This is a genomic window from Streptomyces sp. CMB-StM0423, assembly GCF_002847285.1.
Taxonomy (GTDB): domain Bacteria; phylum Actinomycetota; class Actinomycetes; order Streptomycetales; family Streptomycetaceae; genus Streptomyces.
On sequence record NZ_CP025407.1, the window covers coordinates 7,236,180 to 7,259,501 of the forward strand.

Sequence of the window (23,322 nt, forward strand, 5' to 3'; positions counted from 1 at the left end):
ATGGGTCGGGTGACGGTGCGGCGTCCGGTGGTGCGGGTGCGTGGGGGGCGGGTGGACCGGCGGGTGGACACGCTGGTGGCGGAGGAGCCGCTGGAGATCCGGCTGGGGGGCCGGGCGCTGGCGATCACGATGCGGACGCCGGGTGACGACTTCGCGCTGGCGGCGGGGTTCCTCGTGAGCGAGGGGGTGGTGGCCGGGGGCGGGGAACTGGCCGGGATCACGTACTGCGCGGGGGCGGTGGACGGTGCGGAGGGCGGGAACACGTACAACATCGTGGATGTGCGGCTGGCCGCGGGAGTGGCGGTGCCGGACGTCTCGCTGGAGCGGAACGTCTATACGACGTCGTCGTGCGGGCTGTGCGGGAAGGCGAGCCTGGACGCGGTCCGTACGACGGCACGCTGGCCCCTCGCCGACGGCGGTATGCGACTCACGCCGGAGACCCTGGCCGCGCTGCCCGATCGACTGCGGGCGGGGCAGCGGGTCTTCGACCGCACCGGAGGGCTGCACGCCGCCGCGCTGTTCACCTCTGACGGTGACCTGATCGACCTGCGCGAGGACGTGGGCCGCCACAACGCCGTCGACAAGCTGGTCGGCCGCGCCCTGCAACAGGACCGCCTCCCGCTCTCCGGCACCGTGCTGATGGTCTCGGGCAGGGCCTCCTTCGAGCTGGCACAGAAAGCCGCGATGGCCGGCATCCCCGTCCTGGCCGCCGTTTCCGCACCCTCCTCCCTCGCCGTCGACCTCGCCGCCGAAACCGGCATGACCCTGGTCGGCTTCCTGCGCGGGGACACCATGAACGTGTACGCAGGCGAACACCGCATCGCCCCGCACCGTACGGTCGCGGGCGTCTGATCGGCCCCGTCGCGTGCGCGGGCGCGGGGCCGGCCGGCGGGGTGCGCCCCCTGCGCCGGCCGGCCCCCGACGCCCGCGCGGCCCTCCCGCGGGCCGCCTCGCCGACGTGCCGCTTTGACCGGAGCTTTGGCCCGCCCCTCTTGTCCCGGCCGGGCGTTCACCGAAGACTTGACGCAATGAGCAAAATGCACACCTGCGTTGGAGCGTGAGCGACCACCGTGACCGGGAAGAGAACGCTGGGCCCTCGGGTGCGGCCGCTCGGGCCCCGCCCCGGCCGTCCCGACACCAGGGCGGACATCATCCGGGCCGCCAAGCGCATGTTCGCCCGCGGCTACGGCGCCTGCAGCCTGCGCGCGGTCGCGCGCGAGGCGGGCGTCGACCCGTCCCTCCTCGTCCAGTTCTTCGGCAGCAAGGAAGGGCTGTACCTGGCCGCCATCGCCGACGTGATGCGCCCCGACGACGTGCTCGGGCGGATCATCGGCGACGCCTCCGACGGGCTGGGCGGGCGGCTCGCCGCCTATTACTTCGATCTGTGGGACGATGCCGAGACCAGGTGGCCCTTTCAGGCGATCCTGCTCTCCGCCGCCTCGTACCAGCCGGCCGCCGCCATCCTGCGCGACTTCATCACCCGCGAACTGGTCGCCCGCATCGCCTCCCGCGCCGTCAAGGACCGCGCCGAGTTGCGCGCCGGCCTCGCCGGCTCCCACCTCGTGGGCACCGCCCTGGTGCGCTACGTGGTGCGCTTCGGCCCGCTCGCCGAGTTGCCTCGGCCGGAGTTGGCCGAGATCGTTGGCCGTACCATCGACGGCTATCTCTTCGGCCCGCTTCCCGCCGCGCAGAGTTAGGGCGCCGAGTCAACCTCAGGAGTGTCTGCTGCGTCACGGGTGGGGGCAGTGGCGTGCGGGTCCGGCCGCGATCTAGAATCGCGAGCTAACTCAACAGATGTTGATAAAGGGCTTCGTGCCGTGATGGACTCGGCGCAATCGGCGCATCTGCCGGAGGGAGAGCAATGGCCTTCGACATACCGGGCTACATCAACACGGCCGGACGCGTTCAGGTCGACGATCTGGATCTCGACGCGTTCGCCGAGCGCCCGCTGTCCGCGGAGGCACTGCGCTGTCTGCGGTACATGTCGGACGTGGAGAGCCACACGGTCTGCTACCTGCGGGACGTGCTGGTCACCCCCTCGCACCGGGACCCGGACGTCACGGCGTTCATGTCGATGTGGGCCTTCGAGGAGTTCTGGCACGGCGAGGCGATCGACTCGGTGCTGCGCGCCCACGGGCAGAAGGCCGACTACGACCACATCCGCGAGGTGCGCGAGGCGCAGGGGCTCAAGGACCGGCTGGCGCCGATCTACCAGTCCATCGCGGCCAACGCCATCGGCGACGACTTCGTGGCCGTGCACATGACGTGGGGCGCCATAAACGAGTGGTCCGCGCACGCCGCGTACGGCAGCCTCATCGAGAAGGAGCAGCACCCCGAGCTGACCAAGCTGCTCGGCCGCATACAGCGTCAGGAGTCCCGTCATCTCGCGTTCTACGCCAGCCAGGCCAAGGAGCGCCTGGAGCGCTCCCAGCGCGCCCGTTCCGTGGCCCGCTGGGTGACCGAGCGCTTCTGGCAGCCCGTCGGCTCCACCATCCAGCCCGTGGAGGAGACCCAGTTCGTGCTGCGGCACCTGCTGGGTGACGACGCGGGCGCCGCCGCCGTGCGCAAGATCGACGAGAAGGTGCACAAGCTTCCCGGCATGGCCGGGCTCAACCTGGTCCAGCGCGGCGTCGCGGGCTTCGGCGCCGGCGTGCCGGTCGGCGACCTGGGCGCCGCCAAGCGCAGCTCCCGCAAGCGGCTGGTCGCCGGCGCCGCGGTGGTCGCGGGCGCGGCCGGGATCGCCGCCGTACGACGTCGATCGGCGGGCTCGCACGCATGACGGACGCCGGCCCCGCCGCGCACCACGGCCCCGCCGCCGACCGGCGCGGGCCCACCGCAACCGCCGCCGGTGACCCCGCGGCCGCCCCCGCCGCGGGGCCGGCCGCCGCGGACTCCGGCGATCCGGACGCGGGCGCGGCCGCCGCCGCGCTGCTGGCGGAAGTCGGACGACTCGGCAGCGTCGCGGTGGCATACTCCGGTGGCGTGGATTCCACGGTCGTCCTCGCCGCGGCCGTACGCGCCCTCGGCCCCGGCCGGGCCGTCGCCGTCATCGCCGACTCGCCCGCCCTGGCCCGCGGCGAGCTGGCCCTCGCCCGCGACACGGCGACGGACCTCGGCGCCGAACTCGTCGTGCTGGACACCGACGAGCTGTCCGTCGCGGGCTATCGCGCCAACGCCGGCGACCGCTGCTACTTCTGCAAGCAGACCGTCCTCGGCCGGGTTTCCGGCTACGCCGCGGAGCACGGCTTCGCGCACGTCGCCACCGGCACCCACCTCGACGACCGCCGCGCCGCCCACCGCCCCGGGCTGCGCGCCGCCAAGGAACTCGCCGCCGCCGAGCCGCTGGCCGCCGCCGGGCTCGGCAAGGCCGCGGTGCGCGCGCTCGCGCGGGCGTGGGGGCTGCCGGTCGCGGAGAAGCCGGGCATGCCGTGCCTGGCGTCCCGGATCGCCGTGGGCGTCACGGTCTCCAAGGACCGGCTGCACCTGGTCGAACGGGCCGAGGAGCGGGTCCGCGAGACGCTGGACGAGCACCGGGTGGGCGCCCGCGACGTCCGTGTACGGCTGCTGAAGCGAGGATTCCGGATCGAGCTGGACGCGCCCGCGCACCGCGAGGTCGCCGCCGCCCACGGCCTCGGCGACACGCTGCTGCGCGAGGTCGCCGCCGTCGGCCCGCTCGGCGAGGGCAGCCTCGCCCCGTACCGTACGGGCGCGGTGAGCACCGCCGCCCGCGCCGCCTCCCGCACCGCCTCTTCCGATGGAGCGCCGACGCGATGAGCGAGCCGCGCGGCAGCGCCCTCGACGCCACCGGCCTCGCCGGGCTGCTGGCCGGCGGCGTCGCGGAGGTCGGCGACTTCGCCCGCCTCGACGTGGACCGGCGCCGCCGCACCGGCGTGCCCGAGGTCGTCTACGCGGATGGCAAGACCCCGCAGCAGACCCTCCAGCTCCTCGCCGAACTCCGCCGCCGCACACCGGACTCCCCGGCGCTGGCCACCCGCTGCCCCGAGGCGGTGTTGCGGGACGCGCCCGACACCTTCGCCGACGAGCCGGTACGGGTCGACACCCGCGCCCGCACCGTCACCGTGGGCCCGCTGCCGGCCCCGCGCGGCACCGTCGCCGTACTCACCGCCGGCACCAGCGACCTGCCCGTCGCCCGCGAGGCCGTCGCCACCCTCGACGCGCTCGGCACCGGCTCCCGGATCTACGCCGACGTCGGCGTCGCCGGGCTGTCCCGGCTGCTCTCGGTGCTCGGCGAAGTGCGCGCCGCGGACTGCGCGATCGTCGTCGCGGGCATGGACGGCGCCCTCCCGAGCGTCGTCACCGGACTGCTCAGCGCCCCCGTCGTCGGCGTTCCCACCAGTGTCGGCTACGGCTTCGCCGACGGCGGCCGCGCCGCCGCGGGCGCGATGCTCGCCACCTGCGCCCCCGGGCTCACGGTCGTCAACATCGACAACGGCTTCGGCGCCGCCGTGCACGCCGCGAAGATCGTGGGGGTACGCGCCGGTGACTGAACAGCGCAGCGCCCGCCCCGCCTTCGCCTACGACGCCTTCGCGTACGGCGTCGCTCACACGGGGGAGGCCGCCCCGCGCGCCGGTGCGGCGGCGGAGACGCACGGGAAGGGCTCTCCCACCGATCATGAACGGGACTCGCCGGGGGTGACGCACGGTGGCTGAGGGGACGGCCGCGGCCCATCTCGACTGCACCGCCGGGGTGGCCGGCGACATGCTGCTCGGCGCGCTGCTCGACGCCGGCGCGCGCCTCGCCGCCGTGCAGGAGGCGGTCGCCGCGCTCAAGATCGACGGGCTCGGCGTGTCCGTGGCGCGCGACCGCCGCGGCGGCTTCGGGTGCAACCGCGTCACCGTCCACCGCCCCGCCGTCCCCGACCACCACCGGCACCTCGCCGACGTCCTCGCCGACCTCGACCGCGCCACCGGCGCCGGACTCGCCGCGCCCGCCGCGGACTTCGCCGCCCGCGTCTTCCGGCTGCTGGCCGAGGCCGAGGGCAAGGCGCACGGCACCACCGCCGAGGAGGTCCACTTCCACGAGGTCGGCGCCTTCGACGCGCTCGCCGACGTGGTCGGCTGCGCCGCCGCCCTCGACGACCTCGGCCTGCTCGCCTCCGGCGCCGCCGTCACCACCTCCCCGCTCGCCGCCGGCAGCGGGGAAGTCGACTGCGCGCACGGCCGGATGCCCGTCCCCGTACCCGCCGTGCTGCACCTGGCCGCCGCCGGCGGCCTCGCGCTGACCGGCGGCGGCCTCGCCGGCGAGCGGACCACCCCCACCGGCGCCGCGCTCGTCGCCGCCCTCGCCGCGCCCGGACCGCTGCCGGACATGGCGGTACGGGCCGTGGGCACCGGCGGCGGCCGCCGCGACACCCCCGACCGCCCCAACATCACCCGCGTCGTCGTCGGTACCCGCACCGCCCCCGCGGCCAGCGGGCCCGCCGAGGGCGAGGTCACCGTCGTGGAGAGCACCGTCGACGACCTCGACCCGCGGCTGTGGCCGTCGGTCCTCGCCGCCCTGCGCGCCGCCGGCGCGTGGGACTGCTGGACCACCGAGACCGTCGGCAGACACGGCCGCCCCGGCCGCGTCGTCACCGCGCTGTGCGCGGCTGAGGTGCGGCCCGCCGTGGCCGACGCGCTGTTCCGGCACACCACCACGCTCGGCGTCCGCTGGTCCGCCCACCGGCGCCTGATGCTGCCCCGGCAGAGCGCCGTGGTCGCCGTGGGCCCGCCCGGCGCCGAGCAGCAGGTCACCGTCAAGGTCGCGGACGGCCCCGGCGGCGCGCTCACCGTACAGCCGGAGCTGGCCGAAGCGGAGGCCGCCGCGGCCGCGCTGGGCTGGCCCGTACGCGCGGTGTGCGAAGCTGCCGCAGTCCGCTACCGGGGCGACCTGGCGGTGCCGCGGCCCGCCACCGGTTGACGCCGGTCCGCAACAGAAACAGAGACCGGCATATGCAAGACCAGACCAGGGGAGGGCACGAGTGACGGGGACTTACCGCATCGGGCGACTCGACGACGCGCACGTCCTGCTGACCGGGGCCACCGGCTTCATCGGGCAGGCGCTGCTGGAGCGGCTGCTGTCCGGCCATCCCGGCACCCGCGTCTCGATCGTCGTCCGCCCGCGGGGCAACGGCGGCGCCGCCGACCGCTTCCGCCGCCTGCTGCGCAAGGACGTCTTCCGCACCTGGCGCGAACAGGTCGGCGACGAGGCCGCCTTCGCCGAGGCGGAGCGGCGCGTCACCGTCATCGAGGGCGCGCTCGACAAGCTGGAGGACGTCGAGTTCCCCGCGGACATCGACGTCGCCATCCACTGCGCCTCGTCCGTCTCCTTCGACCCGCCCATCGACGAGGCGTTCCGCAGCAACGTCTCCGGCGCCGTCGCGCTGTACGAGAAGCTGGGCCGGCAGGAGCGCCCGCCGCACATCGTGCACATCTCCACCGCGTACGTATCCAGCGGCGGCCAGGGCCTCGTCCGGGAGGGCCGGCTCACCCACGACGTCGACTGGCGCGGCGAGCTGGCCCAGGGGCTGGCCGCGCGCGACGACGTCGAACGCGCCTCCCGCCGCCCCGAGGTGCTGCGCAAGGCGCTGGAGAAGGCCGGCCGCGACCACGGCAAGGCAGGCCCGCAGATCGCCGCCAAGGACGCCGAGGACGCCCGCCGCGCGTGGGTCGAGGAGCGGCTCGTCGAACACGGCGCCATCCGCGCCGAGATCCTCGGCTTCTCCGACGTCTACACCTTCACCAAGGCGATGTCCGAGCGCGCCGTCGAGGAGCTGTGGGCGGACCGGCCGCTGTCGATCGTGCGCCCCGCGATCGTGGAGAGCGCGCTGCGCCACCCGTACCCCGGCTGGATCGACGGCTTCAAGATGGCCGACCCGCTGATCATCGCCTACGGCAGCGGGCTGCTGCGCGACATGCCGGGGCAGCCGGACACCGTGATGGACGTCGTCCCCGTCGACCTCGTCGTCAACGCCACGCTCGCCGCCGCGGCGGCGCCGCCCGAGGAGGGCGCGGGGCCGCACTACTTCCACGTCGGCTCCGGCGCCACCAACCCCCTCACGCTGCGCGACCTCTACAAGCACGTGCACTCCTACTTCCGCCGCGACCCGCTGCCGGAGAGCAGCGGCCGCGGCCACGTCCGGCCGCCGACGTGGACCTTCCCCGGCGCCGCCCGGGTGGAGTTCGCGCTCGGCGCCGGCGAGCGCGCCGCGAACCTCGCCGACAAGCTCCTCGGCCAACTGCCCGGCACCGAGCGCACCCAGGAGTGGGCGAGCAGGCTGCACAAGGAGAAGCGCTCGCTGGAGACCCTGCGCCGCTACTCCGACCTGTACGGCGTCTACACCCGTACCGCCGTGGTCTACGACGACCGCGAGCTGCGTGCGCTGAACGCCGCGCTGCCCGCCGACCGCGCCGCCGAGCACGGCTTCGACCCCGCCGAGATCGACTGGTACACGTACCTCGAAGAGGTCCACTGCCCCAAGGTCACCGCGCCGCTGCGGGCCAGAACCGGCGGCGGCCGCAAGACCCGCAAGCCCAACCCCGCCGCGCTCCCGCCCGGCGGCGACGTCGCCGCGGGCAGCACGGCAGCCGTCTTCGACCTGGACGGCACGATCATCGCCTCCGACATCGTCGAGTCCTACGTCTGGACCCGGCTGGCGTCGCTGCCCCGCGGGCGCTGGGCCCCCGAGCTGTTCGACCTCGCCCGCAACGCGCCGCGCTACCTGCTCGCGGAGCGGCGCGACCGCGGCGACGTGATGCGCACCTTCTTCCGCCGCTACGAGGGTGCACGCGCCGAGGAACTGCGCGCGCTGGTCGCGGAGCAGGTCGGCGACGCGCTGCTGCACCGCGTGATGCCCGAGGCCGTACGCCGCATCCGCGCCCACCGCGCCGCCGGCCACCGCACCGTGCTCATCACCGGCAGCCTCGACCTGCTCGTGGAGCCGCTGCGGCCGCTCTTCGACGACATCGAGGCGACCCACCTGGCCGAGCACGACGGCGTCCTGACCGGCTTCCTGCGCACCCCGCCGATCGTCGGCGAGGGCCGCGCGGCCTGGCTGCAGAGCCACGCCCGCGAGCGGGAGATCCACCTCGGCGCCAGCTTCGGCTACGCCGACAGCTACTCGGACCGGCCGCTGCTGGAGGTCGTGGGCAAGCCGCACGCGGTCAACCCGGACACCCGGCTGTTCCGGCACGCCAAGCGCCACCGCTGGGAGATCGCCCGCTGGGGGACGCACACCGCGAGCCGCTGGGACGCGCTCGCGGGCACCGTGATCAGCCACACCCGGCCGCGTCCCGTACGGGCCCTGCCCACGGCCGGCCGCACCGCATCCGACGGAGAGGCCCGATGAGCCTGGCGCTTCAGTACCACCGTTCGCCCGCGCGTTTCCTGGCCGCCCGCGGGCTCAGCCGCACCCGCAGCCGCGCCGCCGGCTCGCTGGCCGGCTCGCTCGCGCCGCTGCGGCTCGCCCGCGACCGGCGCGAACTGCCCAAGGGCGACGGCTGGACCCGGCTGGCGCCCAGCCTGTCCGGCATCTGCGGCTCGGACCTCGGGATGCTCAACGGCACCGTGTCGCCGTATCTGGCGGCGCTGACGTCCACGCCGTTCGTGCCGGGACACGAGGTCGTCGGCACCACCGTCGACGACCTGCCGACCATCCCGCGCGGCACCCGCGTCGTGCTCGACCCGGTGCTGTCCTGCGCGGTACGCGGCCTGCCCGAGTGCGACGCCTGCCGGGCGGGACACACCAACCGCTGCGACCACATCACCTCCGGGCACCTGTCGCCCGGCATGCAGACCGGCTACTGCGCCGACACCGGCGGCGGCTGGGCGCAGCGCATGGTCGCCCACGAGCACCAGCTCCGCCCGGTGCCCGACGACCTGCCGGACGAGCGCGCGGTGCTCGTCGAGCCGCTGGCGTGCGCGATCCACTCGGTGCGCCGGGTGCCGATCGAGCCGGGCGCCTCCGTGCTGGTCATCGGGGCCGGCACGGTGGGGCTGTTCACCGTGCTCGCGCTGCGGCAGCTCACCGAGGCGGGCACCATCCACGTCGTCGCCAAGCACGGCCACCAGCGCGAACGGGCGCTTTCGCTGGGCGCGGACGAGGCCGTCGAGCCGGACCGCGCGCTGCGCGCCGTCCGCCGGATGACCTCGGCGCTCGCCCAGCGTCCCGAGATGGGTTCGGAGTTCCTGCTCGGCGGGGTGGACATCGCGTTCGAGTGCACCGGCGGCGGCGCCGGCCTCGACACCGCGCTGCGTACCGTACGGGCCGGGGGCACGGTCGTCGTGTCCGGCATCCCGGGGGGTGCCGACCTGACCCCGCTCTGGTACCGGGAGCTGAGCCTCGTCGGCGCGTACACGACCAGACGCCGCGAGGACGTCACCCCCGACGACCCCGACGCGGGCCCCGACGGCCGCGCCGGCACCGACTTCGACAAGGCGGTGCAACTCGCCGCCACCGCGCCCCTCGACGGCTACGTCGAACGCTATGCGCTCCAGCAGTGGCGCCCTGCGCTGGAGCACGCGTTCGCGGCCGGCTCGGCGGGCTCCGTCAAGATCGCCTTTGACCCCACCCTGGACGGCTGACCGGGGACGAATGGCAGGGTAGGGGCCGGTACCGTAGTCGGCCGCCCCCCACCGCCGTACGCAGCCGCCGGGCACCCGACGCCCGCACCGCCGCCCGCTGCAGGCGCCGGCGACCACACTGAGGAGAGAGCGTGAGCAGACCAGGCTTCGTGCTGGAAGTCGACGAACGAACCCCGCCCCTGCTGGTGCACGAGGGCGAGAATTTCCGGCTGGAGCGGCTGCCCCACGGCACCCGGGTGATCTACCCGCCCGACTCGCTGCCCGGCATCCGCGACCTCGACGGGGTCATCCGCCGCGCGCTGCTCGAACCGCACGGCAGCGAGCCCCTGCCCGAGCTGCTGTTCGCCGGTATGCGGCTGACGATCGTCTTCGACGACCTGTCGCTCCCGCTGCCGCCGATGCGCCGGCCCGACGTCCGCCAGCGGATCATCGAGCAGGTGCTGGAGATGGCGGCGGCCAAGGGCGTCGACGACGTCGAGCTGATCGCCGCCAACGCCCTGCACCGGCGCATGACCCCGGCGGAGCTCCAGCACGTCGTGGGCGACCGGGTGTTCCGGTCGTTCTTCCCGCAGCACCTCACCAACCACGACGCCGAGGACCGCGACAACCTCGTGCACCTCGGCGACACCGCGGAGGGCGAGGAGGTCGAGATCAACCGGCGGGCGGCCGAGAGCGACCTCGTCGTCTACGTCAACATCACCTCGACGGCGATGAGCGGCGGCCCCAAGTCGGTGTCGGTGGGCCTGGCCAGCTACCGCAGCATCCGCCACCACCACAACGTGCACACGCTGCGGCACTCCCGGTCGTTCAACGACCCGCCGAAGTCGGCCATGCACCACTCGTACAACCGCATGCACGACCTGATCGGCGGCCAGGTCAAGGTGTTCACCGTCGAGACGACGCTGAACAACGACACCTTCCCGTCCGCCACCCGCTTCCTCAACAAGCGCGAGTGGGAGTGGAACTACGGCGACCAGGCCGCCTACCTCGCCTCCCGGCGCGGCAACGCCCTGATGACGCCGTCGATGCGGCGCCGGCTGTGGCACAAGACGGAGGCGCCGTACGGGGTCACGGGCGTGAACGCGGGCGCGCCGAGCGAGGTGCACCCGATCACCCTGCGCAACGTCCACCGCCAGCAGCTCACCGAGGTGCAGGGGCAGGCGGACGTCGCGGTGTACGGGCTGCCGTACATCTGCCCGTACAACGTCAACTCGGTGATGAACCCGATCCTGACGATGTGCCTGGGCCTCGGCTACTTCTTCAACCTCTATCTGAACAAGCCGATCGTGCGCGAGGGCGGCGTCGGGATCTTCTACCACCCGATGCCGAACGAGTTCCACCCCGTGCACCACCCCAGCTACATCGACTTCTACGAAGAGGTGCTGGCCGAGACCACCGACCCGGCGGTCATCGAGGCCAAGTTCGAGAAGCAGTTCGCCACCGACCCGTGGTACGTGCACCTCTACCGCAAGAGCTACGCCTACCACGGCGTGCACCCCTTCTACATGTGGTACTGGGGCGCGCACGCGATGCAGCACCTGGGCCAGGTCATCTTCGTCGGCGCGGACCGCAGCGCGGCGTCCCGGCTCGGCGTGCAGTCGGCGTCGACGCTGAACGACGCGCTGCAACTGGCCTCGCAGACGGTGGGCACCAGCCCTTCGATCACCTACCAGCACATGCCGCCGCTGACCCTGGCGTCCGTCCGATGAGCGGCGCGAAGGGCCCGCGCAAGGGCGGCAAGCCGGGCCGGGGGAGCCTGCGCGGCGACCTGGCGATGGTGCGGTCCGGCCGCGACTGGCGCGGCCGGGCCCTGGCCCCGCGCGGCTACCGCACCCCGGGCGGCAGTGCGGCGGGCTTCGGGGCCGGGAAGGTGGAGCAGAAGACGTTCCCCACCGCGTGGGCGCGGACGCCCGCGGCCCGGGCGGTGCGCAACGTCCTGCAGCGCGGGGTGCTCAAGCAGTACGCGTGGGCGAAGACCCGGCCGCAGATCGAGGGCCTGGACCTGCTGGAGTCGCTGCGCGGCCCGGCGATCTTCGTCGCCAACCACTCCAGCCACCTCGACACCCCGCTGATCCTCGGCTCCCTGCCCCGGCGCATCGCCGACCGCACGGCGGTCGGCGCGGCGGCGGACTACTTCTTCACCTCCACGGCGGTCAGCATCACCACCGCGCTGATGTTCAACGCCTTCCCGGTGGACCGCTACGGCTCACGCCGCGGCGGGGTGTCGCTGCCGGCGGAGCTGATCGACGACGGCTGGAGCCTGCTGCTGTACCCGGAGGGCACGCGGTCGCACGACGGCTGGATGAGCTCGTTCAAGATGGGCGCGTCGCGCCTGTGCGTGAACATGGGCATCCCGGTCGTCCCGGTGGCGGTCCGCGGCACGTTCGCCGCGATGCCCCGCGGCAAGGCCCTCCCCACCCGCACGGGCACCCGCCTGGTGGTCCGCTTCGGCCGCCCCCTGCCCCCGCAGACAGGCGAGTCGGTCACCGACTTCCGCGCCCGCATGCTGCGCCACATCGCCGCCCTGTGGGCGGAGGAGGACCTGGGCTGGTACCAGTCGCTCCGCGCGGCGGAAGAGGGCCGCCTGACCCTCCCGGAGGGCCGCACGACGGCACTCCCGCTGACGGCGACACCGGTGGAACAGGGGAAGCCGGTGGCGGAGTGGCGGCGAGTCTGGGAGGCGACGAGACCGTCGCTGGGGGACGGCCGCCGGAAGGTGTGGCGGGACGACTGAGGTTACGGCGCCGGGGCGAGGCGAGGGGTGCAGGAGGGGGCGCAGCCCCCGTGCCTGCGGGCGCCGAAGGCGCGGTAACGACGATCCGGGGCGGCAGCGCAGGGACGAGGCCCCTGAACGCCGCCCACCGCACCCGCGGTCGCGGGGCAGGGGCGGGGCCGTCGTGGCGGGGTCCGGGGCGGCAGCCCCGGGGGTCTCAGGGGCGGAGCCCCTGAATTTGCCGCCGCGCCGCGGGCGCACCGCCGGGGTCGGGGCGCAGCCCTGGTTTCGGGAAGGGGCGGGGCCGGGGAACAACCCCCCGTCAACCCGACCCGGTGTCAGTGCGCGGTGGCAGACTCGGGCTCATGCGCTGGGCCATGGCCGACGGACCCCGCGGCGGGGTCGTCGTCCGCCCCGTCGACGCCGCCGGCAACCCCCAGGGCCCCGAGCACACCTACCCCCACCCCGCCCACGCCCTCCGCCACCACCCCACCGCCGACCGCTGGATCTGGTCCTCCACCGCCGCGTTCTACCCCCGCCTCCTCGACGCCGGCGAAACCGTCCCCCGCTGCCACGACATCGAAGCCGCCGAAGCCATCCTCCTCGGCCACGAGGGGATGTGGGGCCTGCCCCGCTCCCTGGCCGCCGCCTGGGCACGACTCCGCGGACTCCCCGTGCCGAAGGACCCGCCGCCCCGCTCGTTCGCCGGCGAGCCCGAGCCCACCCTCTTCGACGCCGCCCCCGCCCGCCCCCACGGCACCGACGACCTGCCCGCCCTCCTCGCCGTCCACGCCGCGCAGCAGGACCGCGTCGCCGCCTCCGCCCACCCGCACCGCCTGCGCCTCCTCCTCGCCGCCGAGTCCGCCGGGATGCTCGTCGCCGCCGAGATGCACCACGCCGGCCTCCCCTGGCGCGCCGACGTGCACGACGCCCTGCTCACCGAACTGCTCGGCGGCCGCTACCCCGGCGGCCTGGAGCCGCCCCGCCTCGCCGCGCTCGCCGACGACGTGTCCCGCGCGTTCGGCGAGCGGGTCCGCCCCGACCTGCCCGCGGAGGTCGTCCGCGCGTTCCGCAAGGCGGGCGTCAGGATCACCTCCACCCGCAAGTGGGAGCTGCAGGACATCGACCACCCCGCCGTCGCCCCGCTGCTGGAGTACAAGAAGCTCTACCGGCTGCACACCGCACACGGCTGGTCCTGGCTGCAGACCTGGGTGCACGACGGCCGGTTCCGCCCCGGGTACCTGCCGGGCGGCGCCATGTCGGGGCGCTGGACCACGCACGGCGGCGGCGCGCTGCAGATCCCGCGGGTGGTGCGCCGCGCGGTGGTCGCGGACGAGGGCTGGCGGCTGGTGGTCGCCGACGCCGACCAGATGGAGCCGCGGGTGCTGGCGGCCGTCTCCGGCGACGCGGGGCTGATGGCGGCGGCGGACGGCACGAGGGATCTGTACGAGGCGCTGGCGGCCCGTGCGTTCGCGGGCGGGCGCGCGGAGGCGAAGCTCGCGCTGCTGGGCGCGATCTACGGCCAGACCTCCGGCGACGCGCTGACGTACCTGGCGGATCTGCGCCGCCGATTCCCGGCCGCGGTGGCGTACGTGGACGAGGCCGCCCGCGCCGGCGAGGAGGGCCGGCTCGTCCGCAGCCATCTGGGCCGTACGTGCGCGCCGTCGGACGCGGCGGACGACGGCGAGGCGGGGCTGCCGCAGGAGGACGACGGGGGCGGGGCGACGGCCCGCGGGGGCGCCGCGGCCCGGGCGCGGGGCCGGTTCACGCGCAACTTCGTGGTGCAGGCGAGCGCGGCGGAGTGGGCGCTGTGCCTGCTGGCGGCGCTGCGCCAGGAACTGGCGGGGATGCGGGCGGAGCCGGTGTTCTTCCAGCACGACGAGGTGATCGTGCACTGTCCGGCGGCGGAGGCGCCGGCGGTGGAGAAGGCGCTGACGACGGCGTCGGCGCGGGCGGCGGAGGTGATGTTCGGGGAGACGCCGGTGGTGTTCTCGTTCACCACGGCGGTGGTGGAGTGCTATGCGGATGCGAAATAAGGAGGGGCGGGGCGTAGGGGCCACAAGGTAGAACGGGTACGTGCCAGAGACCCCGCCGCAGAACGCACCGCACCAAGAAGCCACACGGCACGAACGACAACCACAAGACCCCCCGGCCCCCCTCGTAGCCCGCCTCCGCGCCGCCGGCTGCGTCTTCGCCGAGGACGAGGCCCGCCTCCTCCAGGCCGCCGCCCCCACTCCCGCCGGGCTGGACGCCCTCGTCGCCCGCCGCGTCGCCGGGTGGCCGCTGGAACAGGTCCTGGGCCGGGCCGAGTTCTGCGGGCTGCACATCGCCGTCGAGCCCGGCGTGTTCGTACCCCGCAGGCGCAGCGAGTTCCTGGTCCGCCACGCCGCAGCAGCGGCGGCGACCGCCCCCGCCCCCGTCGTGCTCGACCTGTGCTGCGGCTCCGGCGCCATCGGTGCCGCCGTCCTCGCCGCCGTGCCCGGCGCCGAGCTGCACGCCGCCGACGTCGACCCCGCCGCCGTCCGCTGCGCCCGGCGCAACGTCGGGCCCGGCGGCACCGTCTACGAGGGCGACCTCTACGCGCCGCTGCCCCGACGCCTCCGCGGCCGCGTCGACGTGCTCGTCGTCAACGCCCCGTACGTGCCCACCGCCGAGGTCCCGTTCCTGCCGCCCGAGGCCCGCGACCACGAGCCGCTGACCGCGCTGGACGGCGGCGCCGACGGGCTCGACGTGCAGCGCCGGGTGATCGCCGCGGCCCCGGAGTGGCTGGCGCCCGGCGGGCTGCTGCTCGTGGAGACGAGCGAGCGGCAGGAGCCCCGCACCCGCGCGGCCGTGGCCGCCGCCGGGCTGACGGCGCACACGGCGGCGTGCGCGGACCTGGCGGCGACGGTCGTCACCGGCCGCGCCCCGCGGGCGGGCGGTACGCGGCCCGGCTCGGGGCCGCCGCCTACACGAACCCCCGCACCCGGTGCTGCATGACCCGGTACGGCCAGCCCGCGGCGGTGTTCCACTGGCTCACCGCCAGATGCAGGTTGTCCGGCGTCGACCCGGGGATCACGTAGCCGCCGTACAACTGCGCCACGTGTGAGTCGTCCTCGTTGCCCCACTGCCCGCCCCACACCAGCGTCCGCCGGTGCGCCTCGTACAGGTTGGACGTGGGGGTGTCCATGAGGATGCCGTCGATGCGGTAGTCGGCCTCGTTGAACCAGGTGAGGATCCACTTGCCCGCCATCGGCCGCAGGCACATCTCGCCGAAGCGCCCCTCCAGCACCGGCGTCGGCGGATTGCCCCACGCCCAGGCGCCGTTGCGGTAGCCCCAAGGCTCGTACGCACCGGGGTCGGCGATCCGGGCCGAGGGCACCCGCTGGAGGATCATCGGCTTGCTGCGGGTGAACTCCGTGGAGAACACGTACACGAAGCCGTCGTTGCCCTCCCCCCAGGTCAGCAACTGGAAGAGCCCGCCGTGCAGGTCGGGGGCGAACTTCGCGCCGGTGTGCACCCAGGTGGCGCCGTTGTCGTCGGAGCGCCAGATCTCCGTCCAGACGACGTTGCCCAGGCCCTTGTTGACCATGGCGTGCAGATACATCGTCGAGCCGATGGTGATGACGTCGGACGGCAGGACGGTGGAGAAGACGGGGTTGTCGTGCTCGTACGCCCACAGTTGCTGCGCCGCCGCCCCGCCCACCGCGCCGGACCAGGTGACGCCGGCGTCGAGGTTCGTCGTCCGCGAGTACAGCGCCACGGGCGAGCGCCACCAGCCGCCGCCGACGCGCGCCTCCTCGAAGGTGTCGCCGAAGACGAAGAGCATCCGGCCGTCCGGCGTACGCACGGGGATGCCGAGGTCGGTGGCCTCCATCCGGTACGCGGTGGTGATCCCGGGCCCGGTGAGGTCCCGGATCTTGGTCACCTGCAAGGCCCTGGTGCCGCGCCCCGCACCCGCCTGCTCCGCCGCCGCCCGGCCGGTCCCCAGCAGCACTCCGCCGCCGACGGCGGCACCGGCCGCCGTTCTCAGGAACCGCGCCCTGCTCATGGGCGTGCCGCGGCCCGCTCCGACTTCGCGATGACTGCCCATGGGCCCTCCCGAAGGTCCCGAGAAATCGATTTCACGAACTCGGCAACAGAGCCTCCCATCGCGTTCCCGCACCGTCAACAACGCCGACACGCCCCCGCGCAGCCACGCGCGATGAGTTCCGGCCGCCAGGCTGGTCGACACCTCTGAGGAAACGCGGCACACAAAGGACCGCAAAAGAACGCGCACCACAAGGAGTCCGCATGACCGAAAAGACACCCCGGGAGCCCGAGACGGCGCTCCACCCCGACTTCAGCGACCGCGACGCCACCGCCACCCCCTGGCCGGACGCCCGCCGCCAACTGGAGACCGCCGGGGTCTTCTGGCTGACCTCGGTACGCCCCGAGGGCCGCCCCCACGTCACGCCGCTGATCGGCGTCTGGCTGGACGGCGCCGTGTACTTCACCACCGGCGCCGAGGAGCGCAAGGCCCGCAACCTCGCCGCCAACCCGCACTGCACCGTCGTCACCGGCGCCAACGCGCTGAACGAAGGGCTCGACGTGGTCGTCGAGGGCGACGCCGCGCAGGTCCGCGACCGCGCCCTGCTCGGCCGGGTCGCGGACGCGTTCATCGACAAGTACGGCCGTACCGTCACCTCGCCCGAGGGCACGTTCCACGGGCTCCCCGAGGCGGTACGCAAGGGTGAGGGCCCGCTGGTCTTCGAGGTGGTCCCGCGGGTCGCCTTCGCCTTCGCCAAGGGCAAGCCGTTCGGCCAGACCCGCTACCGCTTCGCCGCCGACGGGACGGGCGGAGCCTGAGCGGCGGGCGCTCCGGTGGCGCGGTGGCGGGTCCGCCGCGTCACGGCTTGCGGCCGACGCCTCCGGCCATCAGGCGCTCGTAGAGCTTCAGATCCGTGCGGACCGGCCTGTCGGGACGCCAGTGCGGCAGCGAGACCACGCCCGGTTCCAGCAGTTCGAGACCGGTGAAGTAGCTCTCGATCTCGGCGGCGGTGCGGAAGCGGCCGGTGCCGAGGAAGGACAGGAAGGTGTCCTGGAGGGCCTGCGCCCCTTCGCCGACGTCGCAGAAAGCGGTGATCACCAGGTGGCTGCCCGAGGGGACCGCGTCCATGTACGCGTCCACGATGCCCTGCGGGTCCTCGTCGTCGTGGAGGTGGTGGAGGATGCCGACGAGCAGGATCGCCACCGGACGGGAGAAGTCGATCAGCCGGCGCACGTCGGGGTGCTCCAGGATCTCCCGGGGGCGCCGCAGGTCGGCGGTGATGACGAACGTGTCGTCGTTCTCCTGCAGCAGGGCGCGGCCGTGGGCGAGCACGATGGGGTCGTTGTCGACGTAGACCACGCGGGCGCCCGGCAGGTGGCGCTGGGCGACCTGGTGGGTGTTCTCCATGGTCGGCAGCCCGGCGCCGAGGTCGATGAGCTGGTCGATGCCCGCCTCGGCGGTCAGGTAGCGCACCGTGCGGCCCAGCGCCTCGCGGTTGAGCCACGCCAGGTCGTCGATGTGCGGCATGGTCTGCCGCAATTGGTCGGCGACGGCGCGGTCGACCTTGTAGTTGTCCTTGCCGCCGAGCACCACGTCGTAGGCCCGGGCGATGCTGGGCTTGGTGGTGTCGATGTCGCCGGGGCCTGGTTTGGCCGCCCGCCCCTTGCCCTCGTCCTGCACAACAGTCCCTTTCTGCCCGCCTGGTGACGTGGGTGATGAGCCTAGCCGCTGCCACCGGGCGCCGCACCCTGGGCCAACGACCTTGAGCCATGGGGCGATTGGGGTTGGCGAGAAGTGCGGGTTTCGCCTTGACGGGCGGCGCGGGCGCTCAATAGCGTTCCGGGGCATGCCAGCGCCGAACGAACCCGCCACCGAAGAAGAAGCCCTCGTCGTGCAGTTCTTCGCCGACATGGGCAGCACCTACGCCGAGATGGTGCCCGCCTTCCGCCGCCATCTGGCCGACGACTGCGTCTGGGACAACCAGGGGCTGCCGGAGGTCCGCGGCACGGAGCAGATCCTGGGCTTCCTCCAGCAGCTCGTCGACCAGACCGGACTGGAGAGCGTCGGGGGAGAGGTGCTGCGGATCGCGAGCCGGGGCGGCACCGTGCTCACCCAGCGCCACGAGCACTGGACCGGCAAGGACGGCGCCGTCCTGGTCGAGTCGCTGCCCGTGATGGGCACCTTCGAGGTCGCCGACGGCAAGATCACGTCCTGGCGCGACTACTACGACTCCGCGCTCCTGGCCAACCTGATGGCGGGCGACGCGTGACCGCGCAGACCGGGGAGGACCCCGGGGGGCGGTTCGCGGGCAGGACCGCCGTCGTGGCCGGCGCCAGCGAGGGCATCGGCTTAGCGGTCGCCGCCGGGCTCGTGGCCGGGGGCGCCAACGTCGTCCTGGTGGCCAGGCGCGAGGACGTGCTCGCCGAGGCCGCGGCCGAGCTCGGCCCGGCCGCCTCCGGTATCGCGGGCGACGTCGCCGACGAGAAGACCGCCGCCCGCGCGGTCGCCCACGCCGTCGACACCCACGGCGGCCTGGACCTGCTGCACTTCAACGCCGGGACGCTGCTGCCCGGCGACATCGCCGGACAGCCGCTCGACCACGTCGACCGCATGATCGCGGTCAACCTGCGCGGCCCCATCACCTTCGTCCGCGCGGCGGCGCCGGAGCTGGCGAAGCGGCCGGGCGCGGCGGTGACCCTCACCTCGTCGGCCACCGGCCGGCTGCCCGTCCCGGGCCTCGGCGTGTACGGCGCCACCAAGGCGGCGCTGCACTATCTGGTGTCCACCTGGGCCATCGAGCTGGCGCCCAGCGGCATCCGCGTCAACGCCCTCTGCCCCGGCGGCACGTACACGCCGTCGATGTACGAGGCGGCGAAGGCCATTCCGGGGCTGGAGGAGGCCACGATCGCCACCAACCTCGTCAAGCGGATGGCCTCCCCGGAGGAGATCGCCCGGCCGGCCCTGACCCTGCTGGACAGCGCGGAGAGCGGGTACGTGACGGGCGCCGTCTGGGACGTCGACGGCGGCTACCAGCGCGACCGCTCGGCCGGCTGAGCACTCCCGGCGATACGCACGCAACCGTCCCGGACCGCGCCGCGGGCCGGGACGGGCGGGCCCGCCGGCGGCGGCCGCGTCCGGCCGTCCCGCGGCAGCCCGTGGGCCGCCGAGCCGCGCCCGTACGTCGCAGAGCCGCGCCCGTACGCCGCGGCCTCAGTCGTCCCGCTGCGCCGCGACCAGCACCTCGCCGGCCGCCGTGCGGTAGTACAGCACCGACCGTCCCGCGCGCCGCCGCCCCACCAGACGGGCGTCGCGCAGCACCCGCAGGTGCCGCCCCACCGAGCCGAGGCCCTGCCCGGTGAGCGCCACCAACTGCGTGGTGCTCTTCGGGGTGTCCAGCAGCGCCAGCACCGTCGCCCGCCCCGGGCCGAGGAGCCGGCCCAGCGACTCCGCCGGCGCGGCGGCCCCGGTGTCGGCCAGGGCGCCGGCGCAGGGGTAGACGAGTGCGTAGCGGTGCGGCGTCTCCCAGCAGACCCAGCCGGTGCGCGGCACCACGGGCACGAACAGCAGTTGCGCACCGGAGACGTCCCGCGGCGGGTAGTCGCGCACGTTTATCTGCAGCCGGCTCGCGCCCAGCCACCGCGTACCCGGCCGCAGGGCGTCCAGCGCCGCCGCCCAGCCGCCGTGCCCCACCTGCGCGGTGCGCGCGACGATGTCCGCCTCGATGATCCGCCGGCGCCGCGGCCAGTCCGGCAGCACCGTCGCCCGCCACACCCACTCCATGACGTCCGCCGCCCGCCGCGGCAGGTCGTCGCGGCGCAGCCGCTCCGGCAGCCGGCCGTCGAGGGAGACGGCGACGTCGGCGCGGGCGGCGTCCGGGGGCGTGGCCCGTACCGCCGCAAGCTCCTCCTCGAAGGACACCCCCGCCGCGCCCGTGGGCGTCGGGGTGAGGAAGTCCGCGTTCCACGGCCGCAGCAGCCCCGCCCGGACCAGCTCGTCGGCCACCGGATCCGCGGCCTGCCGCGCGCGGTACGCCGGCAGGTGGGCGTCGAGCCAGGCGCGCTCCCCGGGGTGGGAGGGGGTGCCGCGGGCGAGCATCTTCAGACACGCGAGGGTCTCGGCGAGCGGCGAGACCACGAACCGGCTGCCCGCCAGCGTGTCCGCGTCGACCTGCCACCACCCCATTGCTTTCGCCTCCCGGCGAAACTCTAACCCCATGGCCGCGATCTCCCCGAGGCTGCCCGGCATGCGCACCTATCGCGAGCTGTTCAGGACCCCGGAGTTCACACCCCTCTTCGCCGCCTCCTCCCTCCAGGTCGCCGGGCTGACGATCAGCGGCCTGGCGCTCGGCACGCACATCTACGAGCAGACCGGCTCCCCGCTGCTGTCGGCCCTCGCGATGTTCGGCCCCTCGCTCGCCCAGGTGCTCGGCGCGACCCTGCTGCTGTCCGCCGCGGACCGGGTGCCGCCGCGCGGCGCCATGACCGCGCTCGCCCTCGTCCTCGCCGTCGCCACCGCCGCGCAGGCCGCGCCGGGGCTGCCGGTGTGGGCCGCGTTCGCGATCCTGCTCTGCCTCGGCCTGCTCGCCTCCGTGGGCGGCGGGGTGCGCTACGGGCTGCTCAACGAGATCCTGCCGCGCGACGGCTACCTGCTCGGCCGGTCGGTGGTCAACATGTCCGCCGGCGCCATGCAGATCGCCGGCTTCGCGGTCGGCGGCGTGCTCGTGACCGCCCTGTCCCCGCGCGGCACGCTCCTCGTCGCCGCCGCGGCGTTCCTCGCCGGCGCCGCCGTCGCCCGCGCCGGGCTCGGCCGCCGGGCGCCGCGCACGGCGGGGCGGCCCTCGGTCGCGGAGACCTGGCGGGTCAACGGGCTGCTCTGGTCCTCGCGGCACCGCCGCACGCTGTATCTCGCGCTGTGGCTGCCCAACGGCCTCGTCGTCGGCGCCGAGTCGCAGTTCGTGCCGTACGAACCGGACCGCGCCGGCGTCCTGCTGGCCCTCAGCGCGCTGGGCATGCTCACCGGTGACGTCCTCGCGGGGCGGGTGCTCCCGGCCCGGTGGCGGCCCCGGCTCGGGGTGCCGCTGCTGTTGCTGCTGGCCGCCCCGTACCTGGTCTTCGCGCTGCGCCCGCCGCTGGCGGTGGCGGCGGTGGCGGTCACCGTCGCCGCGGCCGGGTTCGCCGCGAGCCTCGTCCAGCAGGAGCGGCTGATGGCGCTGACGCCGGACGAACTCAGCGGCCAGGCCCTCGGGTTGCACACCTCGGGGATGCTCACCATGCAGGGCGTGGCCGCCGCCCTCGCCGGCGGCATCGCGGAGGTGACGTCCCCGGCGACGGCGATGGCCGCGATGGCGGCGCTGTCGATCGCCGTCACGCTGGCCCTGACCCCGGGCCTGCGCGCGGCGGGAGCGGCGAGTGCGGCAGGTGCGGCAGGTGCCGCGAGTGCCGCGGGTCCGGCGGGTGCCGCGGTCACCGCCCCGGCGCAGGACCCGGCCCCGCGTCCGCCCGGTGGCGGGGGCGGGACGCGGGACCGGGAGTCCGGGGTCGGGCCGCGAGCGCCGCGCGCGTGACCGCCCGGGCACGCCGTCGTGGTGGGGGGACGCCGTGCGGAGCACGCGGCGGCGGACCCGGGCGGAGCGTGTGCCGTACGCGCTACGCCGCGCGCCGCGCCGCCGCGCGGTGGCCGCGGATCAGCTCGGCGTAGCGCCGGCCGCTGCCCTTCACGGTGCGCCGCTGGGTGGCGTAGTCGACGTGGACGAGCCCGAAGCGCTTGTCGTAGCCGTACGCCCACTCGAAGTTGTCCAGCAGCGACCAGGCGAAGTACCCCGCCAGCGGCACGCCCCGGCGCACCGCCTCCGCGCAGGCGGCGAGGTGCTCCTCCAGATAGCGGGTGCGCTCCGGGTCGTCGATCTGGCCGTCGGGGCCGACCGCGTCCGGGTAGGCGGCGCCGTTCTCGGTGACGTACAGGCACCGGGCGCGGTAGTCGTCGGCCATCCGCTCCAGCGTCTTCGTCAGCCCCTCGGCGTGCACCTCCCAGCCCATCGCGGTGCGCCGCACGCCGGGCAGGTCGACCTGGCGCGCGTACGGCAGCGGCCCGTCCCGGTCGTCGGCGACGACCTGGCGGAAGTAGTAGTTCAGGCCCAGCCAGTCCAGCGGCGCGGCGATGGTCTCCAGGTCCCCGGGGCGCTCGGGCAGGTCCACGCCGTACAGCCGGCGCATGTCCTCCGGGTAACCGCGGCCGTGGACCGGGTCCATCCACCAGCGGTTGGTGTGCCCGTCGGCGCGCGCGGCCGCGGCGATGTCCTCGTCGCGGTCGGAGGCCGGCTCGCAGTGCGTGAGGTTGTTGACCAGCCCGATCCTGGCCCCCGGCACGGCGGCGCGCAGCGCCTGGACCGCCAGGCCGTGGCCGAGGTGCAGGTGGTACGAGGCCCGTACCGCCGCCGTGAGATCGGTGAGCCCCGGGGCCATCCGGCCCTCCAGATGCCCGATCCAGGCCGAGCAGAGCGGCTCGTTGAGCGTGGCCCAGTCGGTGATCCGGTCGCCGAGCCGGCGGGCCACCGCGTCCGCGTACGCCGCGAACGCCTCGGCGGTGGCGCGCTCCGCCCAGCCGCCGCGGTCCTGCAGCGCCTGCGGCAGGTCCCAGTGGTAGAGCGTGGGGAAGGGCGTGATGCCGGCTTCGAGGAGCGCGTCGGTGAGCCGGTCGTAGAAGGCGAGCCCCGGCTCGTTGACGGGGCCGTCGCCGCCCGGGACGACGCGCGGCCAGGCGATCGAGAAGCGGTACGCCCCGGCGCCCAGCCGGCGCATCAGCGCGATGTCCTCGGGCCAGCGGTGGTAGTGGTCGCAGGCGGTGTCGCCGGTGTCGCCGCCGTCGACCATGCCGGGCGTGTGCGAGAAGGTGTCCCAGATCGACGGGGAGCGCCCGTCCTCGCGTACGGCACCCTCGATCTGGTACGCGGCGGTGGCCGTGCCCCACACGAAGTCGGACGGGAGGCGGTCGAGGTGCAGGTCGGTCACGGAGTTCCTT

General features: G+C 74.7%; 20 protein-coding genes. 16 read left to right on the plus strand and 4 right to left on the minus strand.

What is annotated here, in order from left to right:
• The 12 genes from fdhD (at position 1) to CXR04_RS31570 (ending at position 15,275) form a co-directional block, all read left to right on the plus strand.
• A complete protein-coding gene (gene fdhD, locus CXR04_RS31515) occupies positions 1-852 on the plus strand; it encodes a formate dehydrogenase accessory sulfurtransferase FdhD (protein ID WP_101425608.1) in 852 nt (283 codons plus the stop codon).
• A 218-nt stretch (positions 853-1,070) separates the two neighbouring features.
• Positions 1,071-1,697, plus strand: a complete 627-nt coding sequence (locus CXR04_RS31520) for a TetR/AcrR family transcriptional regulator (RefSeq protein ID WP_234380570.1) — start codon at positions 1,071-1,073, stop codon at positions 1,695-1,697.
• Between the two features lie 164 nt (positions 1,698-1,861).
• On the plus strand, positions 1,862-2,779 hold the full coding sequence (locus CXR04_RS31525; protein WP_101425610.1) for a hypothetical protein: 918 nt from the start codon (positions 1,862-1,864) through the stop codon (positions 2,777-2,779).
• Complete coding sequence (locus CXR04_RS31530) at positions 2,776-3,774, plus strand: TIGR00268 family protein (RefSeq protein ID WP_101425611.1); 999 nt, start codon at positions 2,776-2,778, stop codon at positions 3,772-3,774. Before CXR04_RS31525 ends, CXR04_RS31530 begins: the two co-directional genes overlap by 4 nt.
• Positions 3,771-4,508 carry a nickel pincer cofactor biosynthesis protein LarB gene (gene larB, locus CXR04_RS31535; protein ID WP_101425612.1) on the plus strand — a complete coding sequence of 246 codons (738 nt, stop codon included), beginning with the start codon at positions 3,771-3,773 and terminating at the stop codon, positions 4,506-4,508. The genes CXR04_RS31530 and larB overlap by 4 nt, the downstream gene beginning before the upstream one ends.
• A gap of 155 nt (positions 4,509-4,663) precedes the next feature.
• Complete coding sequence (larC, locus tag CXR04_RS31540) at positions 4,664-5,920, plus strand: nickel pincer cofactor biosynthesis protein LarC (RefSeq protein ID WP_234380571.1); 1,257 nt, start codon at positions 4,664-4,666, stop codon at positions 5,918-5,920.
• 61 nt (positions 5,921-5,981) lie between these two features.
• Positions 5,982-8,348 carry an HAD-IB family hydrolase gene (locus CXR04_RS31545; protein WP_101425613.1) on the plus strand — a complete coding sequence of 789 codons (2,367 nt, stop codon included), beginning with the start codon at positions 5,982-5,984 and terminating at the stop codon, positions 8,346-8,348.
• Positions 8,345-9,583: a zinc-dependent alcohol dehydrogenase gene (locus tag CXR04_RS31550; RefSeq protein WP_101425614.1), complete on the plus strand. Its 1,239-nt coding sequence runs from the start codon at positions 8,345-8,347 to the stop codon at positions 9,581-9,583. The genes CXR04_RS31545 and CXR04_RS31550 overlap by 4 nt, the downstream gene beginning before the upstream one ends.
• Before the next feature lie 131 nt (positions 9,584-9,714).
• Positions 9,715-11,292 carry a lactate racemase domain-containing protein gene (locus CXR04_RS31555; protein ID WP_234380572.1) on the plus strand — a complete coding sequence of 526 codons (1,578 nt, stop codon included), beginning with the start codon at positions 9,715-9,717 and terminating at the stop codon, positions 11,290-11,292.
• Complete coding sequence (locus CXR04_RS31560) at positions 11,289-12,317, plus strand: lysophospholipid acyltransferase family protein (protein WP_101425616.1); 1,029 nt, start codon at positions 11,289-11,291, stop codon at positions 12,315-12,317. The genes CXR04_RS31555 and CXR04_RS31560 overlap by 4 nt, the downstream gene beginning before the upstream one ends.
• Positions 12,318-12,661: 344 nt before the next feature.
• Complete coding sequence (locus CXR04_RS31565; RefSeq protein ID WP_101425617.1) at positions 12,662-14,332, plus strand: bifunctional 3'-5' exonuclease/DNA polymerase; 1,671 nt, start codon at positions 12,662-12,664, stop codon at positions 14,330-14,332.
• A 40-nt stretch (positions 14,333-14,372) separates the two neighbouring features.
• Positions 14,373-15,275 (plus strand): putative protein N(5)-glutamine methyltransferase, encoded by a 903-nt coding sequence (locus CXR04_RS31570; protein WP_234380574.1) that lies wholly within the window; start codon positions 14,373-14,375, stop codon positions 15,273-15,275.
• Here the strand turns inward: CXR04_RS31570 and CXR04_RS31575 are convergent.
• Positions 15,244-16,368 (minus strand): DUF4185 domain-containing protein, encoded by a 1,125-nt coding sequence (locus CXR04_RS31575; protein WP_234380576.1) that lies wholly within the window; start codon positions 16,366-16,368, stop codon positions 15,244-15,246. The two genes, CXR04_RS31570 and CXR04_RS31575, sit on opposite strands and share 32 nt — an antisense overlap.
• 200 nt (positions 16,369-16,568) lie before the next feature.
• Here CXR04_RS31575 and CXR04_RS31580 point away from each other — a divergent pair, with 200 nt between their 5' ends.
• Positions 16,569-17,123 (plus strand): pyridoxamine 5'-phosphate oxidase family protein, encoded by a 555-nt coding sequence (locus CXR04_RS31580; RefSeq protein WP_101425619.1) that lies wholly within the window; start codon positions 16,569-16,571, stop codon positions 17,121-17,123.
• A 40-nt stretch (positions 17,124-17,163) separates the two neighbouring features.
• Here CXR04_RS31580 and CXR04_RS31585 read toward each other — a convergent pair whose 3' ends face one another.
• Complete coding sequence (locus CXR04_RS31585; protein ID WP_101425620.1) at positions 17,164-17,985, minus strand: SAM-dependent methyltransferase; 822 nt, start codon at positions 17,983-17,985, stop codon at positions 17,164-17,166.
• A gap of 166 nt (positions 17,986-18,151) precedes the next feature.
• Between CXR04_RS31585 and CXR04_RS31590 the strand changes: the two genes are divergently transcribed.
• Together CXR04_RS31590 and CXR04_RS31595 are read left to right on the plus strand one after the other, a co-directional pair.
• Positions 18,152-18,574: a limonene-1,2-epoxide hydrolase family protein gene (locus CXR04_RS31590; protein ID WP_234380578.1), complete on the plus strand. Its 423-nt coding sequence runs from the start codon at positions 18,152-18,154 to the stop codon at positions 18,572-18,574.
• Positions 18,571-19,359: an SDR family NAD(P)-dependent oxidoreductase gene (locus CXR04_RS31595; RefSeq protein WP_101425622.1), complete on the plus strand. Its 789-nt coding sequence runs from the start codon at positions 18,571-18,573 to the stop codon at positions 19,357-19,359. The genes CXR04_RS31590 and CXR04_RS31595 overlap by 4 nt, the downstream gene beginning before the upstream one ends.
• A gap of 156 nt (positions 19,360-19,515) precedes the next feature.
• Here CXR04_RS31595 and CXR04_RS31600 read toward each other — a convergent pair whose 3' ends face one another.
• Positions 19,516-20,487 (minus strand): ArsR/SmtB family transcription factor, encoded by a 972-nt coding sequence (locus tag CXR04_RS31600; RefSeq protein WP_101425623.1) that lies wholly within the window; start codon positions 20,485-20,487, stop codon positions 19,516-19,518.
• A 61-nt stretch (positions 20,488-20,548) separates the two neighbouring features.
• Here CXR04_RS31600 and CXR04_RS31605 point away from each other — a divergent pair, with 61 nt between their 5' ends.
• Entirely contained in the window at positions 20,549-21,868 is a 1,320-nt protein-coding gene (locus tag CXR04_RS31605) for an MFS transporter (RefSeq protein WP_101426702.1), read from the plus strand.
• 82 nt (positions 21,869-21,950) lie between these two features.
• Here the strand turns inward: CXR04_RS31605 and CXR04_RS31610 are convergent, their stop codons facing one another.
• Positions 21,951-23,312, minus strand: coding sequence for a GH1 family beta-glucosidase (locus CXR04_RS31610; RefSeq protein ID WP_101425624.1), 1,362 nt, complete (start codon positions 23,310-23,312; stop codon positions 21,951-21,953).
• Between the last annotated feature and the right edge of the window lie 10 nt (positions 23,313-23,322).